12 protein-coding genes are annotated in these 12645 nt (G+C 60.6%); 11 read left to right on the top strand and 1 reads right to left on the bottom strand.

Going from position 1 to position 12645, the window contains the following annotated elements; translation table 11 throughout:
- The first annotated feature begins 12 nt into the window (after positions 1–12).
- From atpD to K3728_15315, 5 genes are all read left to right on the top strand, one after another.
- Entirely contained in the window at positions 13–1437 is a 1425-nt protein-coding gene (atpD, locus tag K3728_15335; GenBank protein ID UWQ95047.1) for a F0F1 ATP synthase subunit beta, read from the top strand.
- A 95-nt stretch (positions 1438–1532) separates the two neighbouring features.
- Complete coding sequence (locus tag K3728_15330; GenBank protein ID UWQ95046.1) at positions 1533–1931, top strand: F0F1 ATP synthase subunit epsilon; 399 nt, start codon at positions 1533–1535, stop codon at positions 1929–1931.
- Positions 1932–2079: 148 nt separating this feature from the next.
- A complete protein-coding gene (locus tag K3728_15325; GenBank protein UWQ95045.1) occupies positions 2080–2430 on the top strand; it encodes an H-type lectin domain-containing protein in 351 nt (116 codons plus the stop codon).
- Between the two features lie 84 nt (positions 2431–2514).
- Positions 2515–3273, top strand: coding sequence for a capsular polysaccharide synthesis protein (locus tag K3728_15320; protein ID UWQ95044.1), 759 nt, complete (start codon positions 2515–2517; stop codon positions 3271–3273).
- A gap of 237 nt (positions 3274–3510) precedes the next feature.
- Positions 3511–4128, top strand: a complete 618-nt coding sequence (locus tag K3728_15315) for a hypothetical protein (GenBank protein UWQ95043.1) — start codon at positions 3511–3513, stop codon at positions 4126–4128.
- Here the strand turns inward: K3728_15315 and K3728_15310 are convergent.
- Positions 4125–5153, bottom strand: a complete 1029-nt coding sequence (locus K3728_15310; protein UWQ95042.1) for a ribose-phosphate pyrophosphokinase — start codon at positions 5151–5153, stop codon at positions 4125–4127. The two genes, K3728_15315 and K3728_15310, sit on opposite strands and share 4 nt — an antisense overlap.
- A gap of 135 nt (positions 5154–5288) precedes the next feature.
- Between K3728_15310 and K3728_15305 the strand changes: the two genes are divergently transcribed.
- The 6 genes from K3728_15305 to K3728_15280 all read left to right on the top strand — a co-directional run bounded on the left by K3728_15305 (position 5289) and on the right by K3728_15280 (position 12441).
- A complete protein-coding gene (locus K3728_15305; GenBank protein UWQ95041.1) occupies positions 5289–5888 on the top strand; it encodes a 2-hydroxychromene-2-carboxylate isomerase in 600 nt (199 codons plus the stop codon).
- Positions 5885–6637 (top strand): alpha/beta hydrolase, encoded by a 753-nt coding sequence (locus K3728_15300; GenBank protein UWQ95040.1) that lies wholly within the window; start codon positions 5885–5887, stop codon positions 6635–6637. The genes K3728_15305 and K3728_15300 overlap by 4 nt, the downstream gene beginning before the upstream one ends.
- 221 nt (positions 6638–6858) lie before the next feature.
- Positions 6859–7938, top strand: a complete 1080-nt coding sequence (locus tag K3728_15295) for an AI-2E family transporter (GenBank protein UWQ95039.1) — start codon at positions 6859–6861, stop codon at positions 7936–7938.
- Positions 7938–8639 carry a chromosomal replication initiator DnaA gene (locus K3728_15290; GenBank protein ID UWQ95038.1) on the top strand — a complete coding sequence of 234 codons (702 nt, stop codon included), beginning with the start codon at positions 7938–7940 and terminating at the stop codon, positions 8637–8639. Before K3728_15295 ends, K3728_15290 begins: the two co-directional genes overlap by 1 nt.
- A gap of 28 nt (positions 8640–8667) precedes the next feature.
- Positions 8668–10836, top strand: a complete 2169-nt coding sequence (locus K3728_15285) for an RNA degradosome polyphosphate kinase (GenBank protein UWQ95037.1) — start codon at positions 8668–8670, stop codon at positions 10834–10836.
- Between the two features lie 54 nt (positions 10837–10890).
- On the top strand, positions 10891–12441 hold the full coding sequence (locus tag K3728_15280; protein UWQ95036.1) for a Ppx/GppA family phosphatase: 1551 nt from the start codon (positions 10891–10893) through the stop codon (positions 12439–12441).
- Positions 12442–12645 lie beyond the last annotated feature (204 nt).

Here is a 12645-nt window from a genome sequence, read left to right as displayed (position 1 = left end):
CGGAGACACCACATGGCTAATGCAGTCGGTAAAATTACGCAGGTCATCGGCGCTGTCGTTGACGTGCAGTTCAACGATAACCTGCCAGAGATCCTGAACGCCCTGGAAACCACAAACGACGGTAAGCGTCTGGTTCTAGAGGTTGCTCAGCACCTTGGCGAAGGTACGGTTCGTACCATCGCGATGGACTCTTCCGAAGGTCTTGTCCGTGGTCAGGAAGTGACCGACACGGGCGGCCCGATCACGGTTCCAGTTGGCCCTGCCACTCTGGGTCGTATTCTGAACGTTGTGGGCGAGCCCGTTGACGAAGGCGGCCCTGTCGCCACTGAAGAACGTCGCGGCATCCACCAGGACGCACCAGACTTCGCAGACCAGTCCACCGAGGCCGAAATCCTTGTGACCGGCATTAAGGTTGTGGACCTTCTCGCGCCTTATTCTAAAGGTGGTAAGATTGGCCTGTTCGGCGGTGCCGGCGTGGGCAAAACGGTTCTTATCATGGAACTGATCAACAACATCGCGAAGGTGCACTCTGGTGTGTCCGTGTTCGCGGGCGTTGGTGAACGGACCCGTGAAGGCAACGACCTTTACCACGAGATGATCGAATCCGGCGTTATCGTTCCCGATAACCTCGAAGAGTCGAAAATTGCGCTGGTTTACGGCCAGATGAACGAGCCTCCAGGTGCGCGTATGCGGATTGCTCTGTCCGGTCTGACGATCGCGGAACAGTTCCGCGACGCGACTGGCGCAGACGTGTTGTTCTTCATCGACAACATCTTCCGCTTCACCCAAGCCGGTTCCGAGGTTTCGGCCCTTCTGGGTCGTATTCCTTCCGCTGTGGGCTACCAGCCAACACTGGCCACCGACATGGGCACCATGCAGGAGCGTATTACATCGACCACACGCGGTTCGATTACCTCCATTCAGGCCGTTTACGTGCCTGCGGATGACCTTACCGACCCTGCGCCAGCAACCACCTTTGCTCACTTGGACGCGACAACCGTTCTGTCGCGTGCCATCTCCGAGCTTGGCATCTACCCGGCGGTTGACCCGCTCGATAGCTCCTCGCGTCTGATGGACCCAACGATTGTTGGCGAAGAGCACTATCAGGTTGCCCGTGACGTCCAAGGTATCCTTCAGCGCTACAAGTCGTTGCAGGACATCATCGCCATTCTCGGCATGGACGAACTGTCTGAAGAAGATAAGCTGACCGTGGCCCGTGCCCGTAAGATCCAGCGCTTCCTCTCGCAGCCGTTCGACGTGGCGAAAGTCTTCACCGGTTCCGACGGCATTCAGGTGCAGCTGGAAGACACGATTGCCTCGTTCAAGGCGGTTGTTGCGGGTGAATACGATCACCTGCCCGAAGGCGCATTCTACATGGTTGGTGGCATCGACGAAGTGATCGCCAAAGCCGAGAAAATGGCAGCGGACGCCGCCTAATCCAACGGCGGGAAACATCCCGCCCTACGGACCGCCTGCAAGGGCACCGTGGGGCGGGGTTCAGCCCGCCATTCGCTCTATGACTGGAGGCCGACATGGCAACCATGCAATTCGATCTTGTTTCGCCCGAGCGGCGTTTGGCCTCTTTCGAGGTCAGCGAAGTGCAGATCCCCGGCGCAGATGGGGACCTGACAGCGATGCCGGATCATTCGCCCATGATCACCACATTGCGCCCCGGCGTTTTGAAGGTTGCGGGCACGGACGGCGAAAAGTCCTACTTCGTCACCGGTGGCTTCGCGGATATCGCGGGCCCTTCGGCGACGATCTTGGCTGAAATGGCATTGCCGATCGAGGAAGTTGAAGCATCCTTGGTAGAAGAACTGATCTCCGCGTCCGAGGCCCGTGTTTCTGCGGCAACGGGTGGCGCTGCGGATGTCGCTGCGAAGTATCACGCAGATCTGACATCCACGCTGGACGCAATCATCGGCCGGTAATCTCGGTTGATTTGACTTTAGCGCCCTCGGCTTCATCGCCGGGGGCGTTTTTGTATCAACTTCCAAAAATCATGTAATCGTTTCGATTTTTCTACGGCATCCCCATCGAAATCCGCGTATCAACAAGGCGTAACGCCACGATGTTGATATGAAACGCTTTAAAAACAACCTCATCGCTGTCGACCAAGGGTCCAGCGTCATGTTTTCGGATTTCGCTAACAACGGCCCCATGTGGACCGGTGATGGACCCCGTGAGGCTGTGACAGAGGTAGAGTTCGCGGAAGCGTATCTGGAACCGCCTATGGTTCATGTCTCAATCTCCATGTGGGACACTGGCGGCGATACAAACCAACGTGCGGATCTCCGGGTCGAGAAGATCACCCAAACTGGCTGCTCTTTGGTGTTCCGCACTTGGGGCGATAGCCGCGTCGCCCGTATCCGGGCCGACTGGATGGCGATCGGCGAGGTCCCGGACGAGGATGCTTGGGACGTTGGGTAGCACCACGGAAAAGGTGCGAAAGTTGACGGGCCATCCATGAAATTTTTCAGTCTTTGAGAGGCAGGCCGCGACCACGCGCCTGCGATGGTCCAAGCCAATTTTGACCGTTGGGAAAGCCTTGTAGGCCGCACCAACGTCCATATCGTCGAAGGGGATGAATTGGCCTCTCACATCGACGAACTTGGCCTTTCTGACCGCGGCCTGACGATACAGGCAAAAAGCAACCTCCTGCGTGTGCAGCTCCTGCAAGAGAGGGGCGGCGCATGGTTTGATGCGACGGTTCTACCGATGCCCGGTGTCGCAGCTTGGACACGTCAAAGGGTGGAGAACGCCCCATTCTTCGCGTTCCGGCGAGGGCGGGCAGGCACAGTGTTGGGAAGTTGGTTCCTTGTGGCGACGCCGGGCCTCGAATTGACGGAAGCATGGCTGCAAAACATGTGTGCCTATTGGGATCGGGACCGCGTCCCTGCCGGCAAGTCGCTGCTCCGGCCCTTGCAACGGCGATGGCGTCATCGGGTCCGAGCCAATCCGGTTTGGGCCGTGACGCCCGGCGCAGGGGCGGCTTCCAGGTTTCGGCCTTACCACTGGATGCATTATGCGTTCGAATACACCGTCGCGACCAATCCCACCGCCGCCCACCAGTGGGAGGCCGGGGATCGCCTATCCACCCTCCCGCCCCATCTGATCAAACGCTTGCGCGAGAGCACCGACGATTCCGAGTTCTTGGAACTTTACCCCAGCCTGTTTACGCATTCACCGGTTCACAAGCTCTGTTGGCGCCTTCACTGGCCAGAAGCCTTTATCGAAGACATCCGTTCCCAGACCTTCGAGGAATGTGCCTAGACGGCGCCCACCAACGTTTGGTGTCGCCCAAGGTTCAAGTCTTCCCGCCGTTTGAGGTCAATTTTCACCACTCTAGGTCGGTTGGAGCAGACGCCCATCCAAGAATGAGCTCTGGGGGGCGACCGGAGTCAAACCGAACGGCTGGCGGTCGGCAGTGATACGAAAGATACGGCTCAAGAGTTGAACGTCGTTCATTTTCTTGCGAAGGTGCGGTGCACACCGTGAAAGGCGACACCTATGACCCCAGTCATCGACACCTTGAAGCAAGGACGTATCCTTTGGACGATTGCCGCCGCAACGCTGTCCGGTTGGATATCCGCCGCCGCGCTTACCCCGGTAATGGACCAGCTAGAGCGGCTTGGCTTGGGCGACTTATCAGGGTTGCTTGTTAGCTTCTCATCCACCGCAGGGATCGCGTTTGGCCTTTTCGGCGGAGCATTGCTGCACATATTCGCCAAGCAACGCCCCCATGTCAGCGTGGCGTTCTTGGTCACGTCAATGGCGGGCATCGCAGCGGCGGTCTATGTGGCGATGGTTTCTTTCAGTAATGCCGACCCGAGCTTCATTCTGCCTTACGGTCTCGGGAGCCCCGTGGGCGCGCTGTCAGTGGCGGTCCCTTTGGCCTTCATTGGCCGATACAGAACCCCGTGGACCTGTATCGGCTTGGCAACGCTTTTGCCGACGATGTGGGCCATTGGCGTGGCCGCCTTTTTTGACCACGACGCAGCGCTAGAACTCGCGGGCCTTTCCGCACTGTATATAGGTTGGCAGGGTCTGTTTCTTGCGGTCTTCGTGCTGTCGCCAAAGGCCGCAAAGGCGGAACCCACGTCCGGGGGCTCCGCCGAGCTGCCTTAGCGGCCCCACATGCCGTTGGGGTAAAGGCTCTCGTAAATCGGCACCAAGGACGCCGTGTCGAACAGCGACGAAACCGACGTGCCGTGCCAGACATTCAGGATCGACTGCGCGAACATCGGCGCGGTCGGGACAACGCGAATGTTGGGGCAGTTGGCGACGGCTTCGGTCGCCTCAATCGTGTCGGTGATGACCAGCGATTTCATGACCGAGTTCGTGACCCGCTCCACCGCAGGGCCGGACATGACACCGTGGGTGATGTAGGAATGCACTTCCAGCGCTCCGGCCTCCATCAGCACTTCGGCAGCTTTGCACAGGGTGCCCGCCGTGTCGCAAATGTCGTCAACGATGATACATTTCTTACCGGTCACATCGCCGATCACAGTCATGCCGGCCACTTCGCCCGCCTTTTCGCGGCGCTTGTCTACGATGGACAGGGGCACGCCGATCCGGCTTGCCAGTTCCCGCGCCCGCGCCACGCCCCCCACATCGGGAGAGACGATCATCACATCGCTCATATCGCCGCCAAATTGGTGCAGGATATCCAGCGCGAAGATTGGCGAGGCATAAAGGTTGTCTACCGGCACATCGAAGAAGCCCTGGATCTGCGCCGCATGCAGGTCCATGGTCAGAACCCTTTCAATCCCGCCAGAAGCGATCATGTTGGCGACGAGCTTAGCGGTGATTGGCGTACGTGCCTTGGTGCGGCGATCTTGGCGGGCGTAACCGAAATAGGGGATCACTGCCGTGATGCGCGCGGCCGAGGACCGGCGCAGCGCGTCGGCCATAACCAACAGCTCCATCAGGTTGTCATTGGCAGGGCGCGAGGTGGGCTGGATGATGAACATGTCTTCGCCGCGGACGTTTTCATAGACCTCCACAAAGATCTCACCGTCGTTGAACCGTTCGACTCGGGCATCCACAAGGCCCACTTGCAGCCCCCGGTGCATCGACATGCGTCGCGCGATGGATTCCGCCAAAGTCTTGTTCGCATTGCCAGAAATGAGTTTTGGATCTTGTGCAGCCATAGTCATTAGTCCCCGAGATGCGGGGTGTCGCCCCGTCCCCACGTGGCCACCCCCTGAGCTGTTGACACCCCCTAGCACTCAGCCCACGGTTCGCGAAAGCCTAAATGGGCGCACAACCACCGGAAGGGGGCCAAGATGGCACATATCGACTACTACTTTGCCACGTTCTCACCCAACGTCTATCTCGCCGGCACGCGGATGGAGGCGGTCGCCGCCAAACACGGGGCCAGCGTCACCTACAAACCGCTCGATCTGATGGGGCTCTTTGCGGCCACGGGCGGTGTGCCACCCGGTAAACGCCACCAAAGCCGGCAAGAATATCGCCTGCAAGAGATGCGCCGCCAAGCGGCGAAGGCAGGCCTACCGATAAACCTCCAGCCGATGTTCTTTCCCACAAATCCCGCGCCCTCTTCCTATGCCTTGATTGCCGCGCAAAAGGCGGGCGGCGGCGATCTGGGCGCGCTGACTTTCGCTTTGGCCCGGGCTTGTTGGGCGGAAGAACGCAACATCGCCGAAGATGACGTGATCCGCGCCGCCTTGGAAAGCGCAGGGTTTGACGGCAATTTGGTCAACAGCGGTATGCTGTCCGGGGCCGAGGTCTACGCCCGCAACCTTGAAGAGGCGATCACAGCAGGGGCCTTCGGCGCCCCCTTCTACATTGTTGACGGGTCCGAGCGTTTCTGGGGCCAGGACCGCATCGACGATCTTGATACCTATTTCGCCTCTCTGGCATGAGCGTCAAACACTGGGGCAGCGGGCCGGAAACGGCCCTGCTGCTCCATTGCACCTTGGCCCAAGGGGGCGCTTGGGGGCCCATGGCCCGCCACCTGCGGGACCGCTTTACCATGATCGCGCCGGATTTGCTGTCCCACGGGAACGGCCCCACCCATGACGCGTCGCGTGACTTCCATGAGCAAGCCACAGCCGAGGCCGCCACCCATCTGCCCCAAACACCAACACATCTGATCGGCCATTCCTTCGGCGCCACCATCGCCCTGCGCCTCGCGCTCGATCACCCGGCGCGCGTTAAATCCCTCACCCTGATCGAACCGGTCCTGTTCTGCGCCGCCACAGGTCCCGGCCGCGCCGCCCATGATGCTCTCACCGCCGATATCCCCTCCCACTTGGCCTATGGTGACAAATCCGCTGCTGCCCGCATCTTCCTGTCCCTGTGGGGGGCAGAGCCCTTTGACGCCATGGCGCCCGCCTTGCAATCCTACGTTACGGACCGCATCTGGATCCCCGCCGCCTGCGAGCCTGCCCTTACCTCGGACACCGCCAACCTGCTTCCCCGCTTGTCGCGCCTTCAAACCCCAACCCTTCTGCTACAGGGCGATCGCTCTCCCCCCGTCATTGCTGAAATACTGACCCGCCTCGCCAAGGATATCCCCCACGCCCGCCGCCAGATCATCCCCAACGCGGCTCACATGGCCCCACTTACCCATCCCCAAGCCACGGCCGCTGCAATCTCGCGCGCGCTCTAGGTGCTCCTTCATCTTGGCCCATACACCTCCGGGGGTTTGGGGGCTGGCCCCCAATGAAGGGTGCGTTTGGGGCCAGCCCCCAGTGATGATGCCTTCCAAGCGCCCCTCCAATTCCCTGCGTTTCCGCGCAAACCGCCCATTCTCCCTCGCCATAAATCACCCGCCCCTTGCACTGCACCGTCGCCTGACGCATCTAAGACAAGGTAACGAAAGGCATCTGCATGGCTCTGCCCGTCCGGCAACAAGCTCTTTATTGGTCCGTCTCGGCAGCGGTCTTCCTTCTGCTCCTTTGGGTGTTGGGGAACGTCATCATGCCGTTCCTTGTAGGCGGTGCCATTGCCTATTTCCTTGATCCCGTGGCCGACCGGCTGGAGCGGATGGGCTGCTCTCGCGCCATCGCCACGACCATCATTTTCGTCTTCCTGATCCTCAGCGTTGTCACGATTACTCTGGCGATTGTGCCGCTTTTGGTGCAGCAATCCTCCGGCTTGATCGAGGCCGCTCCCGGCCTGTTTGAAAACCTTCGCAGCTTCCTGACCGAACGCTTCCCCAACGCCTTCGATGAGGGCTCCCCGATCCAGACCTCTCTCGCCAATCTGGGGGAGACGATCCAATCGCGCGGGGCCGAGCTGCTTCAGACCGTCCTATCTTCGGCCGCCAGCGTCGTGAACGTCATCGTCTTTATCGTCGTTGTGCCCGTTGTGGCCTTCTACATGCTGTTGGATTGGGACCGGATGGTGGCCCGGATCGACCAGCTTTTGCCCCGTGACCACGCCCCCACAATCCGCCTTCTGGCGGCCCGTATTGACCGCACGTTGGCCAGCTTTGTGCGCGGTCAGGGGACCGTTTGCTTGGTGCTGGGGACGTTCTACGCCGTGGCCCTGATGATCGTCGGTCTGCAATTCGGCCTCGTGGTCGGGCTTATCGCGGGCCTTCTGACCTTCATCCCCTATGTGGGCGCGCTGGTGGGCGGGGCCTTGGCCATAGGCTTGGCGCTGTTCCAGTTCTGGGGCGAATGGACGTGGATCTTCAGCGTCATCGCCATCTTCATGATCGGGCAGGTGCTGGAAGGCAACGTGCTGACCCCAAAACTCGTCGGCTCCTCGGTCGGGCTGCATCCGGTCTGGCTGATCTTTGCCCTGTCGGCTTTCGGCACGGTCTTTGGCTTTGTCGGGATGCTCGTCGGTGTTCCCGTGGCGGCTGTAATTGGCGTGCTCGTGCGCTACTTCGTGGAGCGGTACCAAGAGGGGATGCTCTACCAAGGGATCGCCGCCCGAGATACGACCGAAGAAGACGCCTGATGCCCCAGCAACTTACCTTTGATCTTCCCCTTCGCCCGGCGATGGGGCGGGATGATTTCTTTGTCTCATCGGCCAACGCCGGGGCGGTGTCGCAGATTGACGGGTGGCAAGACTGGCCCCTGTCGAAACTGGTGCTTTGCGGCCCCGCGGCGTCGGGCAAAACCCACTTGGCCCATGTATTCGCCCAGGCAGCCGGCGCGCAGATCATTGCCGCGCGTGACGTCGCCGCCAATATCGAGAGCTTAACCGAGGCCCCCGCCCTTGTGGTCGAGGAGGCAGATACCATCTGCGACGACGCTTCAGCGGAGGAGGGGGTGTTTCACCTTCACAACGCCATGTTCCACCGCAATGCGCCGCTTCTGTTCACCGCCCGCAAACCTCCGTCGCGGTGGGGGACAAAGTTGCCCGATCTGGCCAGCCGACTTGCGCAGGCCGGATTAGCGACCCTAGAGGCCCCTGATGACGCGCTATTGATGGCGGTGATGATGAAGCGGGCGTTTGACCGTAAACTGCCACTGTCGCCGCAAATCCTTAACTACGCGGCCCCACGGTTGGAACGCTCCTTTGCTGCCGCCGATGCCTTCGTGGCCCGTGTTGACGCCCTGTCGCTTAGCGAAAAACGCAAGCCTTCCCTGTCCCACGCACGCCAGGCCCTGTCCGACGCAGACCTTGCGTCCCCCGCCGATGATACGTCATCGTGACGTCACACTTTGCCGATAGGCCGCGCCCATGAGCTTTGCAGACTTCCTGAACGCCCCGCACCCCGCCCCGGTTTCCGTCCCCGACGCCGAAGGGCCGGCCCGTTTCTTCAACCGTGAACTTAGCTGGCTCGCCTTCAACTGGCGGGTGTTGGAAGAGGCCGTGAACCCTCGTGTTCCCCTGCTGGAACGCGTGCGCTTCATCTCGATCTCGGCGGGTAACCTTGATGAGTTCTACACCGTCCGCGTGGCGGGCCTGCGCGAGCTGGCGCAAGAGGGCAACCATACGCCCGCCCACGACGGGCGCACCCCGGCAGAGCAGTTGAAACTGATTAACGCCAACGCCCGCCAATTGATGCGCAAACAGCAACAAGCCTGGATCGACGTCCGCGCCGAGCTAGAGGCCACGGGCATCACCGTGGTCACCCGCGAAGACCTGACCTCTGCCGACGAACGGCACCTGTCGGAAATTTTCCTGGCACAGGTCTTTCCTGTCCTATCGCCTTTGGCCATTGATCCGGCCCATCCGTTTCCGTTCATCCCGAACGAAGGCATTGCCCTGGCGCTGCAACTCAAACGCGACCGCGACGGGCGCGTGTTGCAGGCGCTCTTGCCGATCCCCGGCCAGATTGACCGCTTTATCTCGCTGCCTGCCGAAGAAGGCTCGATCCGCATGTTGCCGCTGGAGGAGCTGTTGCTTCTCAACATCGTGGCGCTGTTTCCGGGCTATAAGCTCAGCGGGTCTTGCATGTTCCGCGTCCTGCGCGACTCGGACCTAGAGGTCGAGGAAGAAGCCGAAGACCTTGTGCGCGAATTTGAAACCGCCTTGAAGCGCCGCCGACGGGGCGAGGTCGTCCGCCTGCAAATCAGCGACGGGGCGCCAGAAAAGCTGGCCCAAGAGATCATCGAAGAATTGCATGTCACCGGCGACGAGGTCGTCGAAGTCAAAGGTATGATCGGCTTGGTTTCCCTGAAGGAACTGGTGCGTGATGACCGCTCGGACCTTATGTGGCGCAGCTTCACTCCCCGCGTGCCGGAACGGGTGCAGGACCACGATGGCGATATGTTTGCCGCGATCAGCAAGAAGGATATGCTGCTCCACCACCCCTATGAAACCTTCGATATGGTGATCCGTTTTCTGGCCCAAGCGGCCCGTGATCCCAACGTGGTGGCCATCAAACAGACGCTCTACCGGACCTCGAACGAAAGTCCGATCGTGGAGGCGCTATGCGAAGCGGCGGAGAACGGGAAATCTGTCACTGCGCTGGTCGAGCTGAAGGCTCGTTTCGACGAGGCCGCCAACATCCGCCAATCGCGCAAGCTGGAACGCTCGGGCGCCCATGTGGTCTATGGGTTCATCAACTACAAAACCCACGCAAAAATCAGCACCGTGGTGCGCCGTGAGGGCGACAAGCTGGTCACCTATACCCATTACGGCACCGGCAATTACCACCCGATTACGGCGCGGTTTTATACGGACCTGAGCCTGTTCACCAACGACGCCTCTCTCGGGCGGGACGCCACGAAGGTGTTCAACTACATCGGCGGTTATGCCGAGCCGGAGTCGCTCGAAAACCTCTCCATCTCGCCTTTGATGCTCAAGAAGACCCTGATTGACGGGATCTTGGCCGAGGCCGAGCACGCCCGAGCCGGAAAGCCTGCGATGATCTGGGCGAAGATGAACTCGCTGATCGAACCGGACGTGATAGATGCGCTCTATCAAGCTAGCCAAGCCGGGGTGCAGATTGATCTGGTGATCCGCGGCATTTGCGGCTTGCGCCCCGGCATCGAAGGGTTGAGCGAAACGATCCGCGTGAAGTCCATTGTGGGCCGTTTTCTCGAACATTCACGCATCGTTTGCTTTGGCAATGGCCACGGGCTTCCGGCCAAAAAGGCGCGGGTCTACATCAGCTCGGCCGATTGGATGGGGCGCAACCTGAACCGTCGCGTTGAAACGCTGGTGGAATGCACGAACCCCACCGTGAAGGCGCAGATTGTCAGCCAAATCATGGCCGCCAATCTAGCTGACGTCGCGCAAAGCTGGGTTCTGCAACCCGATGGAACCTACCTGCGCCCTGATCTGAGTGAATTGGATAACCCATTCAATTGCCACCGTTTCTTCATGGAAAATCCTTCGCTATCCGGGCGCGGAAGCGCCGGCGCGAAGGATGTGCCCGAGTTGACCCACAGCGAAGATTGACCCAAGCGGCGCGCCCGTGCCATCCTTGATATAGACGACCTTGGAGGGCCCGATATGGGTGAACAAGACCCTGATTTCGGTCCCTTTGGGTTGCCGTTGTTTGATGGCCCCGAGGCGCGGTCACTGGCCCGTGTGGGGGTGATCGACATCGGATCAAACTCAGTCCGTTTCGTGGTTTTCGACGGCGCGGCGCGGTCTCCGGCGTATTACTTCAACGAGAAAATCCTGTGTGGTCTTGGGGCGGGTTTCGCTGAAACAGGCCGCTTGAATGCCGAAGGCCGTGTGCGGGCGTTGCGCGCGCTGAAGCGTTTTGCAGTTCTAGCGCAAGAGATGGACGTAACCCCCATGCTGACCGTGGCCACCGCTGCGGTGCGCGACGCCGAGGACGGGCCTGATTTCCGCGCAGAAGTGCTTCGCGAAACGGGGCTGGAAATTCAAATCCTTGATGGCGCGGAAGAAGCCCGCCTGTCGGCCCAAGGGGTGCTGCTGGGGTGGCCCGGCGCGGAAGGATTGATCTGCGATATCGGCGGCTCGTCGATGGAGCTGGCCGAGCTATTGGGCGACGGCGTTGTAGGCACGCGGCGCACTTCGGATTTGGGGCCGCTGAAATTGATGGGGATGAAAGGCGGCAAGAAGGCCATCCGCAAGCACATCCGTGAAAAGGTCGCAGCACTGGTGGCAGAGTTTCCAACGGCCCCCAAGCGCCTGTTTCTGGTGGGCGGATCATGGCGGGCGATTGCGCGCGTTGACATGGTGCGCCGCGATTATCCGCTGCGGGTTCTGCACGAATACCGCATGACGCCCAAGGCGATCATGAACACGATCAAGCACATCGGCGAAGTGGACCCAGAGGCACTGCGGGCCGAAACGGGCACCTCGTCCGAGCGGATGCGGTTGGTGCCCATTGCTTCGCTCGTGCTGAAAGAACTGGTGCGGCAGGTGCGCCCCAAGGAAGTGGCGATCTCCAGCTACGGCATCCGCGAAGGTCTGCTTTATGACCAAATGTCGGACACCCTGCGCCACCGTGATCCGCTGATCGAAGCCGCCCGCCACGCCGAGGCATCATCGGCGCGGCATCCGGGCTTTGGCCGGGCGCTATACCGTTTTGTGGAGCCGTTGTTTTCCGGCGCACGGCCCGAGAAAAAGCGCCTCGTGCGGGCGGCATGTCTGCTCCATGACGTCAGCTGGCGCGCCCACCCCGATTACCGCGCCGAGGTCTGCTTTGATAACGCCACGCGGGCCAACTTGGGTGGGTTGACCCACGGCGAACGTGTCTATCTGGGGCTGGCGTTGCTGCACCGCTATAAATCCAACCGGTCGGGCACAGGCTTTGATACCAACCTGTTGGACCTTCTTCCCGCGTCGCGAGTGCAAGAGGCCGAAAATCTGGGCCGCGCCATGCGCTTCGGTGCGATGTTCGCCACCGCCAACCCGGTGGATCATGGGCAATTGAAATACCACCCAAAGCGGCGAGAGTTGATCCTTAAGCTGACCTCGGAAGAGGGGCGCGATCTGTTCGGAGAGGTGGCTCAATCGCGCTTCCAGTCGCTGGCAAACGCGATGGGTGTGGAAGGCATCGTGAAGGGCACGGGCAAGCGACGGTAGGGATTCCCGCCATTTGCCTACCGACCGACACGCCCTATCTCTGGTGTATCGCAATCGAGCGCCCAACCGGAGAGACACCCATGATCGCCCTGAACGCCATCGCCTGCTCAGCCGTCCTGCTGATCCTTGTGATGTTCACGATCATGGTAGCTGCCCCTGTCTCTGTCGGATCGTTCTAACACGCGTGTACCTCTGGTGTGGTGG

This window comes from Rhodobacteraceae bacterium M385, from assembly GCA_025141835.1.
Lineage (GTDB): Bacteria > Pseudomonadota > Alphaproteobacteria > Rhodobacterales > Rhodobacteraceae > Gymnodinialimonas.
Note: the sequence above shows the minus strand (reverse complement) of the source record. Positions and strands in the feature narration are given on the sequence as shown.

What these genes read in the sequence shown, in the direction of transcription:
- K3728_15305 (UWQ95041.1), top strand. Translation starts at nt 5,289, where the DNA reads ATGGCACATATCGACTACTACTTTGCCACGTTCTCACCCAACGTCTAT.
- atpD (UWQ95047.1), top strand. Translation starts at nt 13, where the DNA reads ATGGCTAATGCAGTCGGTAAAATTACGCAGGTCATCGGCGCTGTCGTT.
- K3728_15290 (UWQ95038.1), top strand. Translation starts at nt 7,938, where the DNA reads ATGCCCCAGCAACTTACCTTTGATCTTCCCCTTCGCCCGGCGATGGGG.
- K3728_15320 (UWQ95044.1), top strand. Translation starts at nt 2,515, where the DNA reads ATGGTCCAAGCCAATTTTGACCGTTGGGAAAGCCTTGTAGGCCGCACC.
- K3728_15280 (UWQ95036.1), top strand. Translation starts at nt 10,891, where the DNA reads ATGGGTGAACAAGACCCTGATTTCGGTCCCTTTGGGTTGCCGTTGTTT.
- K3728_15325 (UWQ95045.1), top strand. Translation starts at nt 2,080, where the DNA reads ATGAAACGCTTTAAAAACAACCTCATCGCTGTCGACCAAGGGTCCAGC.
- K3728_15285 (UWQ95037.1), top strand. Translation starts at nt 8,668, where the DNA reads ATGAGCTTTGCAGACTTCCTGAACGCCCCGCACCCCGCCCCGGTTTCC.
- K3728_15300 (UWQ95040.1), top strand. Translation starts at nt 5,885, where the DNA reads ATGAGCGTCAAACACTGGGGCAGCGGGCCGGAAACGGCCCTGCTGCTC.
- K3728_15315 (UWQ95043.1), top strand. Translation starts at nt 3,511, where the DNA reads ATGACCCCAGTCATCGACACCTTGAAGCAAGGACGTATCCTTTGGACG.
- K3728_15295 (UWQ95039.1), top strand. Translation starts at nt 6,859, where the DNA reads ATGGCTCTGCCCGTCCGGCAACAAGCTCTTTATTGGTCCGTCTCGGCA.
- K3728_15330 (UWQ95046.1), top strand. Translation starts at nt 1,533, where the DNA reads ATGGCAACCATGCAATTCGATCTTGTTTCGCCCGAGCGGCGTTTGGCC.
- K3728_15310 (UWQ95042.1), bottom strand. Translation starts at nt 5,153, where the DNA reads ATGGCTGCACAAGATCCAAAACTCATTTCTGGCAATGCGAACAAGACT.